The 22,954-nt window shown below is 64.8% G+C and carries 18 protein-coding genes; 6 read left to right on the top strand and 12 right to left on the bottom strand.

What is annotated here, in order from left to right; all coding sequences use genetic code 11:
• The gene (locus tag D3227_RS15440; RefSeq protein ID WP_120014952.1) at window positions 1–1,215 is read right to left on the bottom strand and encodes an ROK family transcriptional regulator; all 1,215 of its coding nucleotides are present in this window, start codon (window positions 1,213–1,215) and stop codon (window positions 1–3) included.
• 211 nt (window positions 1,216–1,426) lie between these two features.
• On the opposite strand from D3227_RS15440, the gene D3227_RS15435 reads away from it, so the two are divergent.
• The 6 genes from D3227_RS15435 to D3227_RS15410 all read left to right on the top strand — a co-directional run bounded on the left by D3227_RS15435 (window position 1,427) and on the right by D3227_RS15410 (window position 7,507).
• On the top strand, window positions 1,427–2,665 hold the full coding sequence (locus D3227_RS15435) for an extracellular solute-binding protein (protein WP_120014951.1): 1,239 nt from the start codon (window positions 1,427–1,429) through the stop codon (window positions 2,663–2,665).
• Between the two features lie 79 nt (window positions 2,666–2,744).
• Entirely contained in the window at window positions 2,745–3,629 is an 885-nt protein-coding gene (locus D3227_RS15430; RefSeq protein ID WP_120014950.1) for a carbohydrate ABC transporter permease, read from the top strand.
• Window positions 3,629–4,474, top strand: a complete 846-nt coding sequence (locus tag D3227_RS15425; RefSeq protein ID WP_120014949.1) for a carbohydrate ABC transporter permease — start codon at window positions 3,629–3,631, stop codon at window positions 4,472–4,474. The genes D3227_RS15430 and D3227_RS15425 overlap by 1 nt, the downstream gene beginning before the upstream one ends.
• A 2-nt stretch (window positions 4,475–4,476) precedes the next feature.
• The gene (locus D3227_RS15420; protein WP_120014983.1) at window positions 4,477–5,493 is read left to right on the top strand and encodes an SIS domain-containing protein; all 1,017 of its coding nucleotides are present in this window, start codon (window positions 4,477–4,479) and stop codon (window positions 5,491–5,493) included.
• Window positions 5,494–6,432, top strand: coding sequence for a PfkB family carbohydrate kinase (locus D3227_RS15415; RefSeq protein WP_120014948.1), 939 nt, complete (start codon window positions 5,494–5,496; stop codon window positions 6,430–6,432).
• Window positions 6,419–7,507 (top strand): ABC transporter ATP-binding protein, encoded by a 1,089-nt coding sequence (locus D3227_RS15410; RefSeq protein WP_120014947.1) that lies wholly within the window; start codon window positions 6,419–6,421, stop codon window positions 7,505–7,507. The genes D3227_RS15415 and D3227_RS15410 overlap by 14 nt, the downstream gene beginning before the upstream one ends.
• A 90-nt stretch (window positions 7,508–7,597) precedes the next feature.
• On the opposite strand, the gene amaB is transcribed toward D3227_RS15410, so the two are convergent.
• The 11 genes from amaB to D3227_RS15355 all read right to left on the bottom strand — a co-directional run bounded on the left by amaB (window position 7,598) and on the right by D3227_RS15355 (window position 22,913).
• Entirely contained in the window at window positions 7,598–9,112 is a 1,515-nt protein-coding gene (gene amaB, locus D3227_RS15405) for an L-piperidine-6-carboxylate dehydrogenase (RefSeq protein ID WP_120014946.1), read from the bottom strand.
• 172 nt (window positions 9,113–9,284) lie between these two features.
• Entirely contained in the window at window positions 9,285–10,559 is a 1,275-nt protein-coding gene (locus D3227_RS15400) for an RNA polymerase sigma factor (protein WP_120014945.1), read from the bottom strand.
• Window positions 10,556–10,930, bottom strand: a complete 375-nt coding sequence (locus D3227_RS15395; RefSeq protein WP_120014944.1) for a YciI family protein — start codon at window positions 10,928–10,930, stop codon at window positions 10,556–10,558. The genes D3227_RS15400 and D3227_RS15395 overlap by 4 nt, the downstream gene beginning before the upstream one ends.
• 119 nt (window positions 10,931–11,049) lie before the next feature.
• A complete protein-coding gene (locus D3227_RS15390) occupies window positions 11,050–12,156 on the bottom strand; it encodes a DNA topoisomerase IB (RefSeq protein ID WP_120014943.1) in 1,107 nt (368 codons plus the stop codon).
• Window positions 12,157–12,240: 84 nt separating this feature from the next.
• Window positions 12,241–12,918: a hypothetical protein gene (locus tag D3227_RS15385; protein ID WP_120014942.1), complete on the bottom strand. Its 678-nt coding sequence runs from the start codon at window positions 12,916–12,918 to the stop codon at window positions 12,241–12,243.
• Between the two features lie 65 nt (window positions 12,919–12,983).
• Complete coding sequence (locus D3227_RS43745) at window positions 12,984–13,835, bottom strand: glycosyltransferase family 2 protein (RefSeq protein WP_167480706.1); 852 nt, start codon at window positions 13,833–13,835, stop codon at window positions 12,984–12,986.
• A gap of 22 nt (window positions 13,836–13,857) precedes the next feature.
• The gene (locus D3227_RS15375) at window positions 13,858–14,793 is read right to left on the bottom strand and encodes a glycosyltransferase family 2 protein (RefSeq protein ID WP_120014940.1); all 936 of its coding nucleotides are present in this window, start codon (window positions 14,791–14,793) and stop codon (window positions 13,858–13,860) included.
• A gap of 132 nt (window positions 14,794–14,925) precedes the next feature.
• Complete coding sequence (locus D3227_RS15370) at window positions 14,926–15,810, bottom strand: transglutaminase family protein (RefSeq protein ID WP_120014939.1); 885 nt, start codon at window positions 15,808–15,810, stop codon at window positions 14,926–14,928.
• A gap of 13 nt (window positions 15,811–15,823) precedes the next feature.
• Window positions 15,824–18,235 carry a circularly permuted type 2 ATP-grasp protein gene (locus tag D3227_RS15365; protein ID WP_120014938.1) on the bottom strand — a complete coding sequence of 804 codons (2,412 nt, stop codon included), beginning with the start codon at window positions 18,233–18,235 and terminating at the stop codon, window positions 15,824–15,826.
• Window positions 18,236–18,241: 6 nt separating this feature from the next.
• Window positions 18,242–21,601, bottom strand: coding sequence for a transglutaminase family protein (locus D3227_RS15360; RefSeq protein WP_120014937.1), 3,360 nt, complete (start codon window positions 21,599–21,601; stop codon window positions 18,242–18,244).
• Between the two features lie 121 nt (window positions 21,602–21,722).
• Window positions 21,723–22,913 carry an acyl-CoA dehydrogenase gene (locus D3227_RS15355; protein ID WP_120014936.1) on the bottom strand — a complete coding sequence of 397 codons (1,191 nt, stop codon included), beginning with the start codon at window positions 22,911–22,913 and terminating at the stop codon, window positions 21,723–21,725.
• Window positions 22,914–22,954: the final 41 nt, after the last annotated feature.

The raw sequence follows: 22,954 nt of genomic DNA, 5'->3' as shown, positions 1-22,954 counted from the left end.
TCATAAGCCGCTGGATCTGGTCTTCAGGATCGCCGAGAAGCGCGGATCGAAGGCGCGGCTGATCGGCTCGGCAGCCGCACCCAGCGCGATCGACCAGGGATCGGTGATACCGAGTTGCAGGCGCGGCAATGCCCGTCCGGGCCGGTCGGCGATCGACGGCAGCAGCGGCTGCATCGCCTCCAGCAGACGGCGAGCCAGCGTCTCCGGCGCGCCGCTGGTCAGGATGACGGTCTGCGGATCGAAGATTGTTTCGATCAGATGCACGCTCCAGCGCAGATCATGCGCGGCACCCTCGATCCAGGCCATGACCTTGGGATCCTCGGCCAGGGCGAGAGCGTCCGTCCGCTCATAGAGATGTTCGTCGGCGGCATCCAGCCCGAGATGCTGGTAGAGCGAGGCGAGCGAGGCGCGATGTTCGAGCGGCGTCGAGCCCGGGCCGGCCGGCGACAGCAGCGCCCTGCCGATCTCGCCGGCGTTGCCGTTACCGCCGGTGTAGAGTTCGCCATTCAGAATCAGACCTGCGGCGATGCCGTAGCCGACATAGAGGCAGACCGCGTGGTCGACGCCATGCGCGGCGCCGACGATGCGCTCCGCCGTCGCACAGGCCGCGGCGTCGTTCTGCAATCCGACGTTCAATCCCGTGCCTGCCGCAAGTGTCTCCAGCAGCGGGAATTTCTGCCAGGCTGGCATCATCCATTTGTCGTCGGAATTCTTCAGTCCGAACGGACCGGGCATGGCAACGCCGAGACCGACCAGCCGTCTTTCGGACTGGCTGGAAATACCGGCCAGTTCGCGCCGGACACCGTCGATGAGGCTGAGGATGACCTTGACGCCTTCCGACGGTTCGTCGAGCGGCAGGTTCGCCTCTGCCCGCGACAGCACGCTGCCGACCAGATCGACGACGACCGCCCGTGTCAGATGCCGGTCGATCTGCAGCCCGATAGCGAAGGCACCTTCCGGAACCAGCCTGTAGGGGGTCGAGGGCTGCCCTCTGCCCTTGCGCACCGTATCGAGGGCGACGACCAGCCCGTCGCGCTCGAGATCCTCGATGATGTTCGAAACCGCCTGCTTGGTCAGCTGCGTCGCCCGCGCCAGGTCGGCTCTGGACAGCGCGCCGTTGAGCCGCAGCGCCTCGATCATGACGCGGCGGTTATGCGCACTCGTGCCTTCCTGGTTGGTGCCGCTTTTGGCGCGGATCGAGCTGTTTTCGTTCACCGGCGTTTCCCTCTTGACACCATTAAAGGATTGATCGACTAATTAAGTCAAGCGGATTGACTTAATAGCGAAGCTGAGCGCTCCATAAGAAGACGGCCAAGGCTCCCTGCCTATCGCCTCCGATCGCTCGAGCAAGCCCAGGTCACCGCGACATCAATTCGGGAAGGCGATGCAACGCCGACTCGCCAACGCCGGAAATGGGAGATGACAAATGCTGAAATCGATCGGTAAGACGCTTCTGGGCGCGGTCTTCGCTGGAGGGTTGCTGGTTCCCCACGCTTTGGCCGAAACAACGCTGAACGCGCTTTTCATGGCGCAGGCCGCCTACAGCGAGGCCGACGTCCGCGCCATGACGGATGCCTTCGCCAAGGCCAACCCCGACATCAAGGTCAATCTCGAATTCGTCCCCTATGAGGGCCTGCACGACAAGACCGTGCTCGCCCAAGGCTCGGGCGGCGGCTACGACGTCGTCCTGTTCGACGTCATCTGGCCGGCCGAATATGCCACCAACAAAGTGCTGGTCGACGTCTCGTCGAAGATCACCGACGACATGAAGAAGGGCGTGCTGCCCGGCGCCTGGACCACCGTCGAATACGAAGGCAAATACTATGGCATGCCTTGGATCCTCGACACCAAGTACCTGTTCTACAACAAGGAAATCCTCGAGAAGGCCGGCATCAAGAGCCCGCCCAAGACCTGGGACGAGCTGAGCGAACAGGCCAAGATCATCAAGGACAAGGGCCTGCTGGCGACGCCGATCGCCTGGAGCTGGTCGCAGGCCGAAGCCGTGATCTGCGACTACGCCATGCTGGTCAGCGCCTATGGCGGCGATTTCCTCAAGGACGGCAAGCCCGACTTCCAGAATGGCGGCGGGCTCGACGCGCTGAAGTACATGGTCGCCAGCTACAAGTCGGGCGTCACCAATCCGAATTCCAAGGAATTCCTCGAAGAGGACGTCCGCAAGGTGTTCGAGAACGGCGATGCCGCCTTCGCGCTCAACTGGACCTATATGTACAACATGGCCAACAACCCGAAGGACAGCAAGGTCGCGGGCAAGGTCGGCGTCGTGCCGGCGCCGGGCATTGCCGGCAAGAGCGAAGTCTCGGCCGTCAACGGCTCGATGGGTCTTGGTGTCACCGCGGTCTCCAAGCATCCGGACGAAGCCTGGAAGTACATCGAGTTCATGACCTCGCAGGCGACGCAGAACCAGTACGCCAAGCTCAGCCTGCCGATCTGGGCGTCGTCCTACGATGACCCGGCCGTGACAAAGGGCCAGGAAGAACTGATCGCCACGGCGAAGGTCGGGCTTGCCGCCATGTATCCGCGCCCGACGACGCCGAAATACCAGGAGATGTCGACCGCCCTGCAGCAGGCGATCCAGGAAGCGCTGCTCGGATCGGCTACGCCGGAAGATGCCTTGAAGACGGCTGCCGAAAACAGCGGTCTTTAAGCCGGCCTTTGCCAGACGGGCGGCCTCGTGCCGCCCGTGCTATTTCTGAAACAGTGATGACCTGGGAGAGGCGCCTCGGATGTCGGGCACCTGGATGACGACCCGTGCGTGGCTGCTGATGCTGCCGCTTCTCGTGGTCATGGTCGCCGTCATCGGCTGGCCGCTTGTCGATACCGTCGGGCTTTCCTTCACCGACGCCAAACTCGTCGGCACGGCAGGTAATTTCGTCGGCATCGACAACTACACCAAGATGCTGTCCAGCTCGAACTTTTCGCGCACGCTGGTCACCACGACCTGGTTTGCCGTCGCCTCCGTCGCCATCGAAATGGTGATCGGCGTTCTGGCAGCCCTGTTGCTGAACCAGGAATTTCGCGGCCGCACCTTCCTGCGGGCGCTGATGATCCTGCCTTGGGCGCTGCCGACCGTGGTCAACGCCACGCTCTGGCGGCTGATCTACAATCCCGAATATGGCGCGCTGAACGCAGCGCTCAGGCAGTTGCACCTCATCGATGCCTACCGCTCCTGGCTCGGCGAACCGGGCACGGCACTGGCGGCGCTGATCATCGCCGACTGCTGGAAGAACTTTCCGCTCGTCGCGCTGATCGCGCTCGCCGCACTGCAGGCCGTTCCGCGCGACATCACCGCCGCCTCGCTGGTCGACGGCGCCGGGCCGTTCGCGCGTTTTCGTTTCGTCATCCTGCCCTATCTCGCCGGACCGCTGATGGTGGCGCTGGTGCTGCGCACCATCGAGGCCTTCAAGGTCTTCGACATCATCTGGGTGATGACCCGCGGTGGCCCGGCCAACAGCACGCGCACGCTGTCGATCCTCGTCTACCAGGAGGCCTTCTCCTTCCAGCGTGCCGGTTCCGGCGCCTCGCTGGCGCTGATAGTCACCTTACTGGTCACCGTGCTGGCGCTCGCTTATGCCGCGCTGGTGAAGAAGACCGCCGGGAGTGCCACCTGATGGAACGCAAGAGCCCCGCCTTCACCGTCTTCATCTATGTCTGCGCGGTCCTGCTTGCCGTCGTCATCCTGGCACCGATTGCGTGGCTCTTCGTCATGAGCATCTCGCCAGCCGCCGACCTCGCCGCCAAGCCGCTGCGCTGGTGGCCACAGAGCGCCGACTTCTCCCGCTACGAGCAATTGCTGTCCACGGCTGAGAACAGCGCCGGCGCGGCCTTCACCGCATCGCTGCGCAACAGCCTCGAGATCGCTGGCATGGCAACGGTGGCGGCGCTGCTGCTCGCCATCCCCGCCGGCTGGGCGGTCTCGCGCACGCCGTCGATCGGCTGGTCGCTGTCGATGGTGATCGCCACCTACATGCTGCCGCCGGTGGCGCTCGCCGTGCCGCTCTATATGGGCCTTTCCTATCTCGGCCTGCTCAACAATGTCTTTGGCCTGGCGGTGGTCTACCTGACCATCCTGGCACCCTTCACCACCTGGCTGATGAAATCGGGTTTCGACGCCATCCCGCGCGAGATCGAGGCGGCGGCGATGATCGATGGCGCCGGCCTGTTCCAGACGCTGCGCATCATCACTCTGCCACTGGCAGCACCCGTGGTCGCGACATCAGCGCTGTTTGCGGTGCTGCTTGCCTGGGACGAGTTCTTCTATGCATTGCTCTTCACCTCGGACCAGCGTGCCAAGACGCTGACGGTCGCCATCGCCGATCTCGCCGGCGGCCGCGTCTCCGACTACGGGCTGATCGCCACCGCCGGGGTGCTTGCCGCTCTGCCGCCGGTGCTGATCGGCCTGGTCATGCAGCGGGCGCTGATTTCCGGCCTCACCAGCGGCGGCGTGAAAGGATGATGATGACTGCAGGAAAACCCCGCCCGGCTGGCCTTCTCGCGATCGACCGCGAAATGGCGCGCCAGCATGCGGACGCCATCGCCTCATTCCGGCAGAACGCGACTGTCGCGGCAAAGGTCGCGGCCGCGATCCGGCGGAGCGGCCGCTTGCTCCTGCTCGGCATGGGCGGCTCGCATGCGGTCGGGCGCGCCGTCGAACCGCTCTACCGGGCGCATGGCATCGACGCCCTCGCTGTGCCTCTCTCCGAGCAGTTGGGACAGCCGCTGCCGCTTGCCGGCAAGACCGTGCTCGTCACCTCGCAGTCTGGCGAAAGCGCCGAAGTCGTCAGATGGTTCGCGGAAAAAGGCGACGGCGCTGACGCTTTCGGCCTGACGTTGGAAAGTGCCTCCTTCCTTGCCCGAACCGCGCCAAGCCTGATCGGCGCCGGCGGCACCGAGCTTGCGTTCGCCGCGACCCGTAGCCTCACCGTCAGTTTCGCCTTGCACCTGGCCATCCTGTCGGCGCTCGGCGACGATCCGGCCGCCGCCCTTGCGGCGCTGGAAGCCCCTGAAACCGTCGATATCGACCACGCGCTTGCCGCCCTAAGCGGGGTAGGAACCATCGTCACCTCCGGCCGCCGCCTGCAGGGTCTTGCCGAGGCTCTGTCCCTCGGGCTCACCGAATTGTCGCGGCTGCCGTGCTTTTCCCTCGAAGGCGGCCAGCTTCGCCACGGACCGATGGAGATGCTTGGCCAGCGCACCGGCGTCATTCTGTTTCGCGGCGACGACCAGACGGCGGAACTGGTGACCGCCATGGCCGTCTCCGTGGTCGAGGCCGGCGCACCGCTGATCATTTTCGATTCCTCCGGACAGGTGCCGGTCGCCGGAGCAGTGACGCTCGCCTTCAAGCCGGCTTCGGGGCTGGCGGCGATCCTGGCCATGCTGCCGGTGGCGCAGCGCCTGATGATCGCCTTTGCCGACGCCCGCGTCGACGATGCCGGCACGCCGGTCCGCTCCACCAAGATCACCAGGAGCGAATGAATGCGGCCGCTTGCAGTGATCGGCAACGTCAATGTCGACCTGATCGTCGGCCCGGTCGCACCGTGGCCAAAGGCGGGGACCGAGACCGTCGTCGACCATGACGAATTGCGCGTCGGCGGACAGGCGGGAAACACGGCACTCGCCTGGCAGGCGCTGGGCGTCGATTTCGACATCGCCGCCAATGTCGGCGACGACCAGTTCGGCCGCTGGCTGCGCGAAGCCTTCGGCCACCGCGCCGAAAAATGGCCGGTGCGCCCCGAAGGCACGACACTGTCCGTCGGCATGACCCATCCCGACGGCGAGCGCACCTTCTTCACCACACGCGGGCACTTGCCGCGCCTAAGCCTCGCCGACGTCGTCTCCGGTCTCGACGGCAACCGGCTGTCCGGCGGCTGCGCGCTGCTCTGCGGCTCCTTCCTCACCGACGATCTCACCGGCGACTATGACGCGTTCTTCGACTGGGCGGACAGGCATGGCATCGCCGTCGCGCTCGACACCGGCTGGCCGATGGAAGGCTGGACGCCGGCGAACTGCGCGGCTGTGCGTGCCTGGCTGTCGCGCTGTGAGCTGGCGCTGTTCAACGAGGTCGAGACGCTGACCCTCGCCGCATTGCAAGACCCCGTCGATGCCGCGCGCGAGATCAGGTTCGGCATGAAGAAAGGCGCCGTTGCCGTGGTCAAGCGCGGACCGCAAGGCGCCCTTGCCGTCGGGCCGGATGGCACCCTCGTCGAAGCGCTGGCGCCTGACGTCAAGGTCGTCGACACGATCGGCGCCGGCGACGTCTTCAACGCCGCCTTCCTGGCGGCACTGGCGCGCGACCAGCCGCTGGCCGCGTGCCTCTCCTTCGCGACACAGGTGGCGTCCCGCGCCATCTCCACTTTGCCCCGCAACTATGGCGGGGCCCTGCAATTCGAGGACGGCAGCCATGAGCGCGCTTGAAATCCGCGACATCCGCAAGAATTACGGCGCCGTCGAAACGCTGAAAGGCATCGACATCGCGCTGGAGAGCGGCGAATTCCTGGTGCTGCTCGGTTCGTCCGGCTGCGGGAAGTCGACACTGCTCAACATCATCGCCGGGCTCGCCGAAGCGACCAGCGGCGAGGTGCTGATCGGCGGACGCTCGGTGCTCGGCGTCCACCCGAAGAACCGCGACATCGCCATGGTCTTCCAATCCTACGCGCTCTATCCGAACCTCACCGTTCACCGCAACATCGGTTTCGGGCTGGAGATGCGCAAGGTGCCCGCCGCCGAGCGCGACAAGGCAGTGCACGACGCGGCGAAACTGCTGCAGATCGAACCCCTGCTCGACCGCAAGCCCGGCCAGCTCTCCGGCGGCCAGCGCCAGCGCGTCGCCATCGGCAGGGCGCTGGTGCGCAAGCCGCAGGTCTTCCTGTTCGACGAACCGCTCTCCAATCTCGACGCGAAGCTGCGCCTGGAGATGCGCACCGAGTTGAAGCGCCTGCACCAGATGCTGCAGACCACCGTCGTCTATGTCACCCACGACCAGATCGAGGCGATGACGCTGGCAACGCGGATCGCAGTCATGCGCGACGGCCGGATCGAGCAACTCGGAACGCCCGAGGAGATCTACAATTACCCGGCGACGCTCTACGTCGCGGGCTTCGTCGGCGCCCCGTCGATGAACATGCTGCAGGCAACCGTCGAGAATGGACATCTTGCCATTGCCGGCTCGGACGTGCGGCTGACGCTGCCGGCTCGCTTCAGGAACGCGGCGCCGAACGGCGCTCCGGTCGTTGTCGGGATCAGGCCCGAGGCGCTTCGCCTGGCGACCGGAACGAGCCCGGAGTTTTCATTGCCGGTCGAGATCGACGTGGTCGAACTCACCGGCCCGGAGTTGGTCACAACCGCGCGCATCGGCAACCAACGGCTGACGGCTTGCCTGCCACCACGCGCCCGCGTTGCCAAGGGCGAACCATGCGCCTTCACCTTCGACGAAGACTCGCTGCGCCTGTTCGATCTGGCGACTGGCAAGGCCTTCGAAGCAGCCCGCTAAGCGCAAAAACCGACAAAACCTTAGGGGCGTTGTCGGTTTTCTGTTGGTGGTTGAGGCCGCCGAAGCAGCGACGACGTCCTTAGTCTTAGTCTAGTCGATGTCGAACGACACGCCCTGCGCCAGCGGCAGCGCCTTGGAATAGTTCACCGTGTTGGTGGCGCGGCGCATATAGGCCTTCCAGGCGTCCGAACCGCTCTCGCGGCCGCCGCCGGTTTCCTTCTCGCCGCCGAAGGCGCCGCCGATCTCTGCGCCCGATGTGCCGATGTTGACGTTGGCGATGCCGCAATCCGAACCGTCGACGCCGAGGAAGCGCTCGGACTCCTGCAGGTCGCGCGTAAAGATCGAGGACGACAGTCCGGCGCCGACCGCATTGTGCTCGTCGAGCACGGCGTCGAAGTCTGAATATTTCATCACATAGAGGATCGGCGCGAAGGTCTCTTCCGTCACCGGCGAGACCTGCTTGGGCATCTCGACCAGCGCCGGGTGCACGTAATAGGCATCGGGGTGGCCGTTCTCGACGCGCGTGCCGCCGGTCACCTTGCCGCCATGCGCGGTGGCTTCCTTCAGCGCCTTCTGCATTGCCTCGAACGCTGCCTTGTCGATCAGCGGGCCGACCAGCGACGAGGTCTCCAGCGGATTGCCGACCGAAACGCTCTGATAGGCTTTCTTCAGGCGCGGCAGCAGGGCGTCGTAGACGCTGTCATGCACGAACAGGCGCCGCAGCGTCGTGCAGCGCTGGCCGGCCGTGCCCATGGCGCCGAAGGCTATGGCGCGCAGCGCCATGTCGAGGTCGGCGGTCGGGCAGACGATGCCGGCATTGTTGCCGCCGAGTTCCAGCACGGCGCGGGCGAAGCGCTTGGCCAGCCGCGGACCGACATCTCGGCCCATGCGGGTCGAGCCGGTGGCCGACACCAGCGGCACCTTGGGATGGTCGACCAGGATCTCGCCGACGGCGCGGTCGCCGATCAGCACCGGTGCCAGGCCCTGCGGCGCATCCGCGCCGAAACGCTTGACCGCATGCTTGAAGATCGCTTCGCAGGCAAGCGCGGTCAGCGGTGTCTTTTCCGACGGCTTCCACACCACGGCATCGCCGCAGACCAGTGCAAGTGCTGCATTCCACGACCACACCGCCACCGGGAAGTTGAAGGCCGAGATGACGCCGACGACGCCGAGCGGATGCCAGGTCTCCATCATCCGGTGACCAGGACGCTCGGTGGCGATGGTCAGGCCGTACAATTGCCGGGAAAGACCGACGGCGAAATCGCAGATGTCGATCATCTCCTGTACTTCGCCGAGGCCCTCGGACGGGATCTTGCCAACCTCGATCGATACCAGCCGGCCAAGCTCGGCCTTGTGGGCGCGCAATTCCTCGCCGAGCAGCCGCACCAGTTCGCCGCGTTTCGGACCCGGCACCAGCCGCCACGTCTGGAAGGCCTTGTGCGCGGCATCGATGGTCTTTGCCGCGTCGGCCGGCGAGATCGTCTTCAACGCCGCGATCTGCTCGCCCGTCACCGGGCTGCGCACGATGAGATCGCCGCCGACAAGCGCCTCCTTGGCGACGCCCAGTTTCGCCAGCAGCTCGGCCGTTTCCTTGGCTATCGTCATTTTTGTCCCTTTCAGATTTCGTCGCTTACAGGACGGAGGTCAAAGCCTTGCGCCACGCACCATCGTGCCATCGGGCGCTGTCATGGCGTGGCACTACTCGTTTCAGGGAAAAACCGCCACCCCGGCATGGTCTAAGCCCGGACCACACGATTGAGCCAGACGGGAAATGACTTCAGCGCGCTGTCTTTGCGGCGGCCTTCGCCGCGCCTTCCTTCATCAGCCGGTCGATATGCATGCGGATATGGGCGGCTTCCGCTGCGGTGTTGGCAAGCGCAATCGCACGGTCGAAGGCGACACGCGCCTCCTCGCCGCGGCCAAGCTGCATCAGCAGGCCGCCCTTGAGGCCGAAGAAGTGGAAATAGCCGGACAGCCTCTGCTCGAGCGGCTCGATCATGGCAAGGGCTGCCTCCGGTCCGCGCACCTTGGCCACCGCGACTGCGCGGTTCAGCGTTACCACCGGCGACGGCTGCATCTGCTCGAGCAGGCTGTAGAGCAGGTCGATCTCGGTCCAGTCGGTATCCTCGGGCTTCTCCGCCCGCGCATGCAGCGCGGCGATCGCCGCCTGCACCTGATAGGGGCCGGGCTTTTGATGGCGCAGCGCCTTGTCGACCAGCGCCAGGCCCTCGTCGATCATCTTGCGGCTCCACAGGCTGCGGTCCTGGTCCTCGAGCAGCACGATCTCGCCGTTTTCGTCGAAGCGAGCCGGCGCCCGCGCATGCTGGAGCAAAAGCAGCGCCGTCAATCCCATGATCTCCGGCTCGGTCTGGAACAGCCTGAGCAGCAGCCGCGCCAGCCGGATCGCCTCCTCGCACAGCGGAGCGCGCGCCGGCGCCTCGCCGCTGTTGGTCGAATAGCCTTCGTTGAAGATCAGGTAGACCATGGCGGCGACAGCCGCGAGCCGCTCCGAGCGCTCGACCGCGCCCGGCGTCTCGAACGGCACGCCGGCGTCGGCAATACGCGCCTTGGCGCGGGTGATGCGCTGCTCCATGGCGCTTTCGCCGACCAGGAAGGCACGCGCGATCTGCTTGACGGTGATGCCGGAGACGATCCGCAACGCGACCGCGATCTGCTGCGTCGCCGGTAGATCCGGGTGGCAGCAGATGAACAAGAGCCGCAAAATGTCGTCGCGATAATGCGCGCCGTCCAGCCGCTCGGCGATATCGCTTTCGGCGTCCTCGAGGTCGGAGATCTGGTCCTCCTCGGGCAGCGGCGCCTGCTTGGAGCGCTTGCGCACCGCATCGATGCCGCTGTTGCGGCCGACGAAGATCAGCCAGGCGGCGGGATCGCGCGGCGGGCCGTTTTTCGGCCAGTTCTTCAGCGCCCGCAGGCATGCGTCCTGGAAAGCCTCTTCCGCGGCATCGAGGTCGCGGAAGTAGCGCAGCAGCGCACCCATCGCCTGCGGACGGGCGGTGCTGATCGCGTTGCTGATCCAGGCAAGCTCGGTCATGCGGCAGCCGTGCTCGGGTTGAAGACCGAAACCGGCCTTATTTCGTAGGAGCCGCCGCTGGGGTTGACCTCGGAGAGTTCGCGGGCGAACTCCACGGCCTCGTCGAGATCGGCGCATTCGAGCGTGTAGAAGCCGAGGAACTGTTCCTTGGTTTCGGCAAACGGGCCGTCGATGACGACGGATTCGCCCTTGACCTTGCGCAGCGTTGTCGCGGCGGTTGTCGGCAAAAGCCGCGCCACCGGGCCAAGTCGGCCGGCCGTGGCGTATTTTTCCTGGACGTTGAGGAGATTGGCCATGACCTCATCATCCTGCTCCTTGCTCCAGGAGCAAACGACGTCTTCGGAAGCATAGCAGAGGATAGCGTAGAGCATGATCGGTCCTTTTCTCTGTCAAAGGACGAGACAGTAGGACCGTTCCCGACATAAGGTCGATAAAAAAATTCGACCTGCGATGGCGCACCGGGAACCAGCAAGGAACTCGCCCGCCCGCGTTAGCTCTCCTGCATCTTCAGCCATCGCAGGATCAGCGTCTCCTCGTCATCGAGCCCCGGTATCGCCCGTTTGCGTTTGTTCGCTTGCGCCATTTCAGCGAGCAGCCGCCCTTGCGACCAGGCCTCGAAGACCGTCGGATGGATGTAGCATTTGCGGCAGATGGCGCGCGTATTGCCCAGCCGCTCCGCGACCTTGTCGATGACAGCATTCGTCGTCCGCTTGATTTGCGCCTGGCTTTCGGGAACCTCCGTCTGCGCAAACAGCGAGGCGGCATGGATCGTGCCGCCCCAGGTGCGGAAGTGCTTGGAGCTGAAATCCGCGCCGGCTGCATCGCGGATGTAGCGATTGACGTCGTCGGAACGCACGGGATGCCTGTTGCCGTCCTCGTCGAGATACTGGAACAGCTTCTGCCCCGGCAGGTCCTGTGCGCCGCGCACGATCCTGGCGATCCGGCGATCGACCAGTTTCAATTTCCATTCCTTGCCGGATTTGCCCTTGAAGGCAAAGCGCAGGCTGGTGCCCTTGATGTCGACATGGCGGTCGCGCAGCGTGGTCAGTCCGAAACTCTTGTTGTCGCGCGCATAGGCGGCGTTGCCGACGCGGATCATGGTGTTGTCGAGCAGCCAGACCACCGCCGCGACGACGCGTTCCGCCGGCAGGCCATGGCGGCGCAGATCGGCATCGATCCGGCGGCGCAGTTCGGGCAGGCTTTCGGCAAAGGCGACCAGGCTCGAATATTTGGCCCCGTCGCGCTCCTCGGCCCATAGTGGATGGTAGCGATACTGCTTGCGCCCGCGCTGGTCGCGGCCGGTCGCCTGGATGTGGCCGTCCGGATCGGGCGAGATCCACACATCGGTCCAGGCCGGCGGTATGGCAAGCGCCTTGATGCGCGCGATGGTGCTCTCGCCCACCGTGCGGTCGTTCGGGCCCTTGTAGGAGAAACCCTTGCCTGCCCTGAGGCGGCGAATGCCGGCTTCGCTGTCGGAAACATAGGTCAGCGACGCCTGGTTGGCGGAAACCTGTGCGCCGTTCGTCGGCGCTCCATTGCCTGGTGCAACCTTCCTGCCGGCCGATTGCTCGTGTGACGACCCCGATTTGTCCAGCATGTCCTCTCCGCGGGAATTCCGCGTAGATAAGCAACGGATCGACGGCAGGTTCCGTCGTCAGGGAATGTTTTCGGGATTGACCGATCAGGTTTGCCGGCCGTGCATCCCGGCTGCAATGTCGGCCATCCACAGGCCGCCATCGTCGACATGAGGTGGATGGTACTCGCGCCCGGGCGAAATGCGTTCAAAGACCGCCCCCGCCTCGTCGGCGAGGTAGTCGTAGCCCACGTCCTGAAGCAAATGCCCCGGATCGAGGTGGTCATAAAGATCACGGCGGGCGATCCGACGCTTGGGCTCGATCATTTTCAGATGATAGAGGTTGAGCCCACTATCCCTGGCTTTGAAACCAACACTGGAAGGATACCAGAGATCATGAAAATCCTTGAACTGGCAGTTTGCCGGGTCGTAGGCTTTGAACAGGCGGTACTGAATTTTTTCGCCCCATAGCCCATCAACGCGGTAGTCGATCGGCGAATACATTTCACGGAGTCTGAACCCCCAGGCAATTCGCCTGTAGACGCTCGTCAATTTTGCGATCCGCTCCGCCGCGCCGCGTTCCAGCCGCTCGTCGGGATCGACAGCCAAAATCCAATCGGCCGCAGCGCCGCGCGCTGCCGCGAGCAGGGCGTGCCGCCGAAGCGGCTCGCTGCTGAAAGCCTCCGTCGCCCTGCGATCGTCATAGGCAATCCAGCCATCGACGATCGGATCAAGATTGGCGATCAGATCGGGAACCAGATGCGCGTCAAAGCGATAGCTGAACACTGCGACAACTCTCTGCTGAGGGAACAATTTCCGTCGCGGACGTTGGGGTTTTATGTGGGATGTTATCATTGCGGTCGCTTGCCCGCTTTCGCACCGTCGCGCGCGCCGGCATAAACGCCCACGGATTTGACCAGCAGCGCCAGCCAGACAATTGGCAGCGACATCATCGCGAAGGTTCGATCCCGTCCGGAAAGCCCGATTTTCGCCAGCTTGCGGACATTATGCCGGTCGTGAAACGTGTCGCGAAAAAATCGGAACGGCGTCTTTGGGCTGGATGCGACAAGGTAGTCACCGCGTCGATATCCACGCCTGTATTGATCGGCAAACAGTCGCATCAGGCTTGTTTCGTTGCGATGCACCGTTTGCACACGCGGCTCCCAAACCGGCAGAGGTGCCCGCGCCAGCCTCTCAAGAAAGTTGGTATCTTCGCCGGCTCGCATCGTTTCATCGAACAAGCCGTATTCATCGAACAGCCGGCGATCGAACGACACGCCGTATCGCAGCGCACGATCCGCCGGCAAACCGGGAAGCCGCCGCATGTACATGATCAGATGAGCCGCACAGGCAATCAGATTGCGCGGATGGCTGTTCACGATGGCGCTCGCCACCATGCGGTCGCCGGCCAGATGCCGCTCTATCCGTGCCTCCGCCCAGCCGGGACAGGCGAGGCAGTCGTCGGCAAGAAAAGCAACGAAGGGCGCCTGTGTCGCCGCAATGCCGACATTGCGGGCCGCACCAACAAACAGCCTTCGACTGACCTCGATCACCGGCACCTTGATCCCCGCGCCAGCCAACAGTGCCAGCACTTCCCCGCCACCTGAGTTGACCACAACGATCTCGAGCGGCGTGTTCTGATCAAGCAGAGATGTCACCGCATCGACTATTTGAGCCGGCGCGCGGTAGCCAATGACGACCACGGCAAGCTTCGGCCGGTGTGAATCAGGCACTTTGCAGCAGGACGTGCGAAATGGAGAAACGGCGCCGCACCGCGAGCTTGAACTGGTAGCGCATGCAGCGCCATATGTCCGAGGGGACCTTGGGTGCGGCCTTGGCTACGGCAAGGAACCGCGCTGCCGTGGCAAAGTCGCCGCGCGCATAGTGGACGCGGGCGATCTTGAGCGCGACCAGGCCTTCCCTTGTTTTCAGCGTCGACTTGGCGATGCCGCAGTCGGTGAGCTGACGCAAGGCGTGGCGCCAGGCGAGGAAGCGTTGTGCCGGTTTGATCGTGAAACGGTCGTCGGAGCGCTCCGCCGAGACGAAGTAGGTCATGACTGGCTGTGTAATGACGGCAAGCGGGGCCCGGCACATCAGCCGCGCCCAGAACAGCGTGTCCTCGTCATAGGCGAGCGCGGTCGGGAACCGCGTCTCGCCGACCGCGCGCCGGGACACCAGCGCGCTGCCGACCGCGATCGAGCGAACCTGACCTTCCAGATAGGCCGAGGCGTTGGCGATGCCGGTGGCCGTATAGCCGTACGGCAATTTGAACTGGTGATGCTCGCCCTTGGTGCGCCGGCGAAAGGCGCCGACCACCATCTCGGCTCTCGGTTGCGCCTCGCTTCGCGAAAGCAGCGATCTCAGGCCGCCTTCCAGATGCAGATCATCGGCATCGATCATGTAAATCCACGGGCAGTCCGTCTGCGCCAGGGCCAGGTTGCGGGCACCACCGGCGTCCCGGCAACTCGACGCAATCACGCGCAGCGGCAAGGCCAGCCGCGCGGCGGCGTCCTCAGCCACCGCAGCAGTGCCGTCCGAGGACGCATCGTCGACCAGCAGCACTTCGCCGATGACCGCCGCCTCTGAACGAAGCGACGCCAGCGTGCCGGCTATCGTGGCCGCCGCATTATGTGCCGGAATGATGACGCTGACCGCTTTCAATGGTAAAACTCCGCGCCGGCGCATGCGTCCGGCGGCCCCAACCCCTGTGCCCAAGATAACGGCAGCATCGGCGTTTGAGAAGCAGTCTTTGCTCGCCCGGAGATTTACGAACAGCCTGAGCCTGGGATCCGGTCAGACTTTCTCGAGGGCGACCGGAATGACGTCGACCGCTTGCTCGCCGACCTGTCCGCCCGTGGTCTTCAGCACGCCGACGATCGGCGCCACGTCGGAATAGTCGCGGCCGTAACCGACAGTGATGTGGTCGTTGCTCGCCCGCATGCCATTGGTCGGATCGAATTCCTGCCAGCCGGCATCGCGGCCGCACCATGCCTTCACCCAGGCATGCATGGCGTCGGCGCCTTCCAGCCGGGGTTTGCCCTTAGGCGGAATGGTGCGCAGGAAGCCGCTGACATAGCCGGCCGGAATGCCGAGGCCACGCAGGCCGGCGATCATGATATGCGAGAAATCCTGGCAGACGCCCCGCTTCAGGCCGAAGGCATCGCTGGCGCGGGTCTGGACCGTGGTCGCCTTGCCGTCATAGGTGAAATCGCGATGAATACGGTTGCACAGGTCCATGACCGTGCCGGCGGTCGAGCCCAGGACGCTCGCTTGCGCGTATGCTGTGATCGCCGCATCGATGCCAGCATGGTCGCTGGCGGCGAGAAAGTGATGCGGCGCATCGGGCGCCAGCGACCGCACCGCGCCGAGTTCCTCCTTCAGCCGGTCTATGCCGGGCGACACGTCGAGCCCGGGCTCCGGGCGCGACACGGACACGCGCGCGCTCATCCTTATGTCCAAAGCATCATGGGCATCGCGAACAGCGATCGAGGTGACGTTGTTACCGAAGAAGTCGCAAAAGTCCGCGCGTTCGCTGGGCGCCGGCGCAAAGGACAGGGACGCGGCAACCACCCGCTGCACACCTGATATGGTCGGCGGCAGCACGCGCACCTGATGGCGGCCGCCGCCGGCCGCGGCATCGTAGTCGTAGCTCAGATGAAGCCTGATGTCGTAGAGCATGGCTGCCTTGGTCTTATCCGAAATAGGCCTTGGCGAGGCTGTTGTAGAGGCCGCCGATCTCGCCGGCGAGATCGTCGAGTGCATTCGCCGTCATGTCTGAAGGTTCCATGACGGCGATCGCCGTGTTGAGCTGCAGGATCTCCTTGGCCGCCGGCGACATATGTCCCTCGCCGCCGACGGTGGGCAACAGCCCGATTTCGGCTTTCAGCCGCTCGAGCTGGAACAGGATCGAGCGCGGATTGAGCGGATCGAGTGCCAGGAGATCGATCACCGTGCGCCGCCCGGCCTGCACCGGATATTGCCGGCGATGGGTCATGACGCTGTCGCCGATCTCCAGCATCATGTCGAGCGCCCCGTCCGGCGCTCCGGTCCTGGTCAGGCACGCCAGCGTGCGGGCGATCTGGATACCACGTTCCAGCCGCCGGCCGATTTCCAAGAAACGCCAGCCCGTGAAGCGGTACATGTTCTCGTGCAGCAGGCCGGAAAAACCGGCGAGCTTGCGCAGGATCACCGTCATTGCCCGCGTCGCATCGTCGCCTGGCGCGACGGTTTTCGCGAATTGATGGATCGTTTTCGACAGATCCTTCAGTGCCAGCCAGCCATCGGGCGAAAACCGGTCGCGGATCTGGCCGGCGCTGTAGACGGCGCTGTCCAGCGTGCTGATCAGGCCGAGCGGGATCGCCGATTCGACGTCGATGCCGAAAGGTTCGAGATAGTCCCTGACGTCGGCAAGCAGCGGCATCTCGGGGTCGGAAGTCTCGGCCAGCCGTACGTGGTAGGCCCGCAGGATACGCACCGTGTCTTCCGATCGCTCGATGTAGCGGCCGAGCCATGTCAGGTTTTCCGCCGCGCGGCTGGGCAGGCTGCCCGGCATGGTGCGGGTGAAGCTGTCGTGCTCCTGCGGCAGCAGCGTCTCGCGCTCCACCGGCCGGTCGCTGACCACCCATACATCCGCCGCCTGGCCGCCGCGCTGCATGGCGATAGCCGTCGGATCGAGCGAAAAGCCGACGCGGGCGAAGCCGCCGGGCATCACCGTCCAGCCTTCCGGCGTCCGCGCCAGATAGACGCGCAGGCTGGCCGGCCGCGGCTCCAGCCAGCCGCCGACATAGACCGGCGTGGTCGACAGCGTCACCGCTTCCTGGCCGACGAACCCGCCGCCATCGCTCTCGATCCGGGCGACCAGCTCGGCTCGTTCCTCGTCGGACAGTGTCGACCCCAGCCGGGTCGAATCGTCATCCTCGAAGGCAAGCCGCGTCGACAACGCCGGACCGACAACCATGCGGTCGAGGTTGGCGAGCACATGCCGGCGCTCGTTCTCTTGCCCGCACCACCATGTCGCGACGCTGGGCAAGAGAAGCTCCTCGCCCCGCAACTCGCGCGCAATCCTCGGCAGGAACGACTGCAGCGCCCGCGTCTCCAGCAGGCCGGAACCGAGGGCGTTGACGGCCGAAACCGCGCCCCGGCGGATCGCCTCGACCAGCCCCGGCGTGCCGATCTGCGAGTCCGGCCTGAGCTCCAGTGGATCGGCGAAGGCGGCGTCGAGCCGCCGCCACAGTACGCCGACCGGCTTCAACCCCGAAACCGTGCGTACCATCAGCCTGCCGCCCGAGACCGTCAGGTCCTCGCCCTCGAGCAGCATGATGCCGAGATAGCGGGCGATGTAGGCGTGCTCGTAATAGGTTTCGTTGAGCGGGCCTGGCGTCAGGATGGCGACGCGGCCGCCCGATACCTTGGCCATGCCGATCAGCGCGTCGCGGAAACGGCGGAAGAAACCGGCAAGCCGATGCACATGCATCTCGCCATAGATGTCGGACAGCGCGCGCGTCGTGGCGACGCGGTTCTCCAGCGCAAAGCCCGCCCCCGACGGCGCCTGCGTACGGTCGCCCAGCACCCACCAGCGTCCGTCCGGACCGCGGCCGAGTTCGAAGGCGAGCATGTGGAGGAAATGGCCGCTGGCCGGCCTGGTGCCGACGACGGGCCGCAAATATTCGGGGCTCGCCGCGACCAGCCCGGCCGGCAGAATGCCTTTGTCGATCAGCCGGTTCGACCCGTATATATCGGCCAATACCTCTTCGAACAGATCGGCGCGCTGCACGAGGCCGGTACTGATGTCGGCCCATTCCTTTTCCTCGATCAGCAGCGGGACATGCGCCAGCGGCCATTCCCGCTCATTGGCGCCGGCCTTGTCGTAGACGCGGTAGTAGACGCCGGCGTCGCGCAGATACTGGTCGGCCCGGGCGAAGCGCTGTCCGAGCTTTTCCGGCCCCAGTTCCTCCAGCGCCTCGATGAAATCCTGCCAGACCGGACGCGGATTGCCTGAGGCATCGACCATCTCGTCGACGACGCCGTCGATCGGCTGGTAGTGCTCCAGCAGACTGTGCGTCAGCGGCTTGCCGCGTATCTTCTTCTGATTCCCCTTTGCCATCGTTGATCAGAGTCTTGGTGGCCGCCTGAGGTCAAGGGTCATCGGGAAATCTTCAGAGGCTTCTTCGTTGTGCAGCGCGTAGCCGGACGGCGTATGGCCGCGCGGCTCGAAGCGGGCGAGCCGCCGCGCCTCGGCCTCGTTGCCATTGACCGGGAAGGTGTCGTAGCTGCGCCCGCCTGGATGCGCGACATGATAGACGCAGCCGCCGACCGCGCGGCCCGACCAGCGGTCATAGATGTCGAAGATCAGCGGCGTGTTGACCGGCAGCGCCGGATGCAGGCCCGAAGCCGGCTGCCAGGCCTTGAAGCGGACGCCGGCCACCGCGACCTCACGGTTGTCGGTGACCTTCATCGGCACGATGCGGCCATTGCAGACGATTGCATGGCGCTCCGGGTTGAGGCCTTCGGTCTTGACTTGCAGCCGCTCGACGGAGGAATCGACGAAACGCACGGTGCCGCCGATGGCGCCCTGCTCGCCCATCACGTGCCAGGGCTCCAGTGCTTGCCGCAATTCCAGCTTGATGCCCGCATGCTGGACCTCGCCGCAGAACGGAAAACGGAATTCGAGCTGTGCGTTGAACCATTCGGGGCGGAATTCGAAGCCGTTCAGCTTGAGATCGTCGAGCACGTCAAGGAAATCCGCCCAGACATGATGCGGCAGCATGAAGCGATCGTGCAGCGACGTTCCCCAGCGCACGAAGCGGCCGTCGAGCGGGTTCTTCCAGGTCCGCGCGATAATCGCGCGGACCAAGAGCTGCTGCGCCAGGCTCATACGTGCATTGGGCGGCATCTCGAAGCCACGGAATTCGACCAGGCCGAGTCGGCCGGTCGGCCCATCCGGCGAAAACAATTTGTCGATGCAGATTTCCGAGCGGTGCGTGTTGCCGGTGACGTCGGTCAACAGGTTTCGGAACAGCCTGTCGACCAGCCACGGCAAGGGTGACGCGCCCTTGTCCGGGTGCGGCACCTGCGCCATCGCGATCTCGAGCTCGTAGAGCGAATCGTGGCGCGCCTCGTCGAAGCGCGGCGCCTGGCTGGTCGGGCCAATGAACAGGCCCGAAAACAGATAGGAGAGCGACGGGTGGCGCTGCCATTGCAGCACCAAGCTCTTCAGCAAATCGGGGCGGCGCAGGAACGGGCTGTCGTCGGGAGTCGCGCCGCCGACCACGACATGGTTGCCGCCGCCGGTGCCGGTATGGCGGCCGTCGATCATGAATTTGTCGGCGCCAAGCCGCGTCTGCCGCGCCTCCTCGTAGATCGCCGTCGTCGTCGCCACGCAATCCTGCCAGTTCGCAGCCGGGTGGATGTTGACTTCGATGACGCCGGGATCGGGAGCCACGCGGATGACATTGAGGCGCGGGTCGTGCGGTGGGCCATAACCCTCGATATGCACAGGCAGGCCGATCGCCTTGGCCGCATTTTCGGCCGCCGCTACCAGTTCAAGATAATCTTCCAGCGCCTCGACCGGCGGCATGAACACGCAGAGCCGCCCGTCACGCGACTCGACCGAAAGTGCTGTGCGCACCGCGCCGCCGATTTCGGTGATCTCCTGCTCGACCCGGTCCTGCTGACCGGTCGTGGCCGTGAATGACACTGCTTGCTGGCGACGCGCCATTTCGTCGGCGCCTTCAAGCTCGCCCGGCGACGCTGCGGGCAAGATGGCTTCGCGCGCCGGCAGCGGCCCGCGCGGCAGCGACGGATCGACCGGCACGATGTAGGGGAATTGCGCCGGCGGCACATAGGGCAGCGTGCCGAGTGGCAGACGGTAGCCGACCGGTGAATCGCCCGGCACCAGGAACAGGCGGCCGCGCCGTGTCTTCCATTTCTCGGAGCGCCAGCGCGGCTCCGATGCCTGGCTGTTCCAGCGCTGTACCGGCAGCACGTAACCCGACGGTTTGGTCAGCCCGCGCTCGAACACTTTTGCCATGCGGCTGCGCTCTTCCGGGTCTTCCAGCTTCGAGTTGGACGGGTCGACATTGTCGGGCAGCTTGCCTTCCTTGAGCAGCCATTCGGCCGGATCCTCATAGGCTTCGCTGACCATCTCCTTGTCGATGCCGAGTTCGCCGGCAATCGCCGTCAGCAGGCTTTCTGCATGCTGCGGCCCGATATCTGCGTCGCTCTTTTCGCGCGCGATCAGCGACGGGTCGCTCCACACCGGCTCGCCATCGGTGCGCCAGTAGAGCGAGAAGGTCCAGCGCGGCAGGCTCTCGCCCGGATACCATTTGCCCTGCCCGTAGTGCAAAAAACCGCCCGGCGCGAAGCGTTCGCGCAGTTTCCGGATCAGCGCATCGGCCTTCTCGCGCTTGGTCGGGCCGACGGCAGCGGTGTTCCACTCGGCCGACTCGAAATCATCGATCGACACGAAGGTCGGCTCGCCGCCCATGGTCAGCCTGACATCGCCGGCTTGAAGCGCGGCGTCTACCTCGTTGCCCAGCGCATCCAGCGCCTGCCAGCTTTCGTCGGAGAACGGCCTGGTGATGCGCGGATGCTCGGCGATACGGTCGACCCGCATGTCGAAGCCGAACTCGACATTGGCGAAGCTCGCCATGCCGGAGATGGGGGCGGCATTGCGGAAATGCGGCGTCGCCGCCAGCGGCACATGGCTTTCGCCGGTGAGCAGGCCCGAGGTCGGGTCGAAGCCGATCCAGCCGGCGCCCGGAATATAGACCTCGCACCAGGCATGCAGATCGGTGAAATCGACCGCCGTGCCCGGCGGTCCGTCAAGCGCGACCAGATCGGGCCTGAGCTGGACCAAATAGCCGGAGACGAAACGCGCGGCGATGCCGAGGTTGCGCAGGATCTGCACCAGCAGCCAGCTCGAATCCCGGCACGATCCCTTGGCGGCGGCCAGCGTCTCCTCGGGCGAGAAGACGCCGGTTTCCATGCGCACGATGTAGGCGATCTCGCGCTGCAGCCGCGCATTGAGGTCGACGAGGAAATCGACGGTGTTTTTGGCGCTGCGATCGATTGTCCCGAGGAAGGCGGACAGCAACGGTCCGGCCGGCTCCGGTGTCCGGTAGATGGCGAGATCGTCCCTGATCTCTTCCGGGTATTCGAACGGAAACGTCTCGACCGAGGGCTCGACGAAGAAATCGAACGGATTGTAAACCGTCATGTCGGCGACGAGGTCGACCTCGATCTTCAACTCCGTGACCGGCTCCGGAAAGACGAAACGGGCGAGGAAATTGCCGTAGGGATCCTGCTGCAGATTGACGAAGTGGTTCTTGGGCTCGACCTTCAGCGAATGGCTGAGCACCTTGGTGCGGGAATGCGGCGCCGGCTGCAGCCTGATCACCTGAGGGCCGAGAACCACAGGCCGGTCGTATTTGTAGTGGGTCAGGTGGTAGACGGCTGCCAGAATTGCCATGGTGCCCCGGAGATCGGCGTTTCAAAACGAATTCGCCGAACCCTGACACAAGTGCTGGGCATTCTCCAAGCAGAGATGTTGCGCTGCACCTAATTTAAGCAGCATTGCCGGCTGCGCTCGCTTAGAAAAACGCCTGGATCCCCGTCTGCGCCCTTCCGAGGATCAGCGCATGCACGTCATGCGTGCCTTCATAGGTGTTGACCGTCTCCAGGTTCTGCGCGTGGCGCATGACGTGGTAGCCGATCTGGATACCGTTGCCGCCATGCATGTCGCGGGCCTGGCGGGCGATATCGAGCGCCTTGCCGCAATTGTTGCGCTTGACGATCGAGATCATCTCGGGCGCCATCTTTCCCTCGTCCATCAGCCGCCCGACGCGCAGCGAGCCCTGCAAGCCGAGCGCAATTTCGGTCTGCATGTCGGCGAGCTTTTTCTGGAACAACTGTGTGCCGGCCAGCGGCTTGCCGAACTGCTTGCGGTCGAGGCCGTATTGCCGAGCCCGGTGCCAGCAATCCTCGGCCGCGCCCATCGCACCCCAGGAAATGCCGTAGCGCGCCCGGTTGAGGCAGCCGAAGGGTCCCTTGAGCCCCGAAACGTTGGGCAGCAGTGCGTCTTCGCCAACCTCGACGCCTTCCATCACCACTTCGCCGGTGATCGAAGCGCGCAGGCTGAGCTTGCCGCCGATCTTCGGTGCCGAAAGCCCCTTCATGCCCTTTTCCAGCACGAAGCCACGGATCTCATTGTTATGCGCTGACGATTTCGCCCAGACGACGAAGACGTCGGCGATCGGCGCGTTGGAAATCCACATCTTCGAGCCGGAGAGCTTGTAGCCGTTCGCGGTCTTTTCGGCGCGCGTCTTCATGCCGCCCGGATCGGAACCGGCATCCGGCTCGGTCAGGCCAAAGCAGCCGATCCATTCGCCCGAGGCCAACTTCGGCAGGTATTTCTTGCGCTGTGCCTCCGAGCCATAGGCATGGATCGGATACATGACCAGCGACGACTGCACGCTCATCATCGAGCGGTAGCCGGAGTCGACACGCTCTACTTCACGCGCCACCAGACCGTAGGTGACATAGTTGGCGCCGAGGCCGCCATATTCTTCGGGGATGGTGATGCCGAGCAGACCGGCCTCGCCCATCTCGCGGAAGATGCCGGCATCGGTCTTTTCCTCGAGGTAGGCCTCCTCGATCCGCGGCGCCAGCTTGTCGGCGGCAAATGCCGCCGCACCGTCGCGCACCATGCGCTCGTCTTCCGAAAGCTGGTTCTCGATCAGGAAAGGGTCTTCCCAGACGAACGCGTTCTTGTCGGCAGCCATGGCCTCGGTCTCTCCCAAACGAAAATCTTGAAGTGCCCGGC

It is taken from the genome of Mesorhizobium waimense, from assembly GCF_003601975.1.
Lineage (GTDB): Bacteria > Pseudomonadota > Alphaproteobacteria > Rhizobiales > Rhizobiaceae > Mesorhizobium > Mesorhizobium waimense.
This window is presented reverse-complemented; position numbering and strand designations above follow the sequence as displayed.

Excerpts from the sequence above, each read along its gene's own strand:
- D3227_RS15420 (WP_120014983.1), top strand. The coding sequence starts at position 4,477 with ATGACTGCAGGAAAACCCCGCCCGGCTGGCCTTCTCGCGATCGACCGC.
- amaB (WP_120014946.1), bottom strand. The coding sequence starts at position 9,112 with ATGACGATAGCCAAGGAAACGGCCGAGCTGCTGGCGAAACTGGGCGTC.
- D3227_RS15435 (WP_120014951.1), top strand. The coding sequence starts at position 1,427 with ATGCTGAAATCGATCGGTAAGACGCTTCTGGGCGCGGTCTTCGCTGGA.
- D3227_RS15410 (WP_120014947.1), top strand. The coding sequence starts at position 6,419 with ATGAGCGCGCTTGAAATCCGCGACATCCGCAAGAATTACGGCGCCGTC.
- D3227_RS15400 (WP_120014945.1), bottom strand. The coding sequence starts at position 10,559 with ATGACCGAGCTTGCCTGGATCAGCAACGCGATCAGCACCGCCCGTCCG.
- D3227_RS15360 (WP_120014937.1), bottom strand. The coding sequence starts at position 21,601 with ATGGCAATTCTGGCAGCCGTCTACCACCTGACCCACTACAAATACGAC.
- D3227_RS15425 (WP_120014949.1), top strand. The coding sequence starts at position 3,629 with ATGGAACGCAAGAGCCCCGCCTTCACCGTCTTCATCTATGTCTGCGCG.
- D3227_RS15365 (WP_120014938.1), bottom strand. The coding sequence starts at position 18,235 with ATGGCAAAGGGGAATCAGAAGAAGATACGCGGCAAGCCGCTGACGCAC.
- D3227_RS15430 (WP_120014950.1), top strand. The coding sequence starts at position 2,745 with ATGTCGGGCACCTGGATGACGACCCGTGCGTGGCTGCTGATGCTGCCG.
- D3227_RS15370 (WP_120014939.1), bottom strand. The coding sequence starts at position 15,810 with ATGCTCTACGACATCAGGCTTCATCTGAGCTACGACTACGATGCCGCG.
- D3227_RS15390 (WP_120014943.1), bottom strand. The coding sequence starts at position 12,156 with ATGCTGGACAAATCGGGGTCGTCACACGAGCAATCGGCCGGCAGGAAG.
- D3227_RS15415 (WP_120014948.1), top strand. The coding sequence starts at position 5,494 with ATGCGGCCGCTTGCAGTGATCGGCAACGTCAATGTCGACCTGATCGTC.
- D3227_RS15395 (WP_120014944.1), bottom strand. The coding sequence starts at position 10,930 with ATGCTCTACGCTATCCTCTGCTATGCTTCCGAAGACGTCGTTTGCTCC.
- D3227_RS15355 (WP_120014936.1), bottom strand. The coding sequence starts at position 22,913 with ATGGCTGCCGACAAGAACGCGTTCGTCTGGGAAGACCCTTTCCTGATC.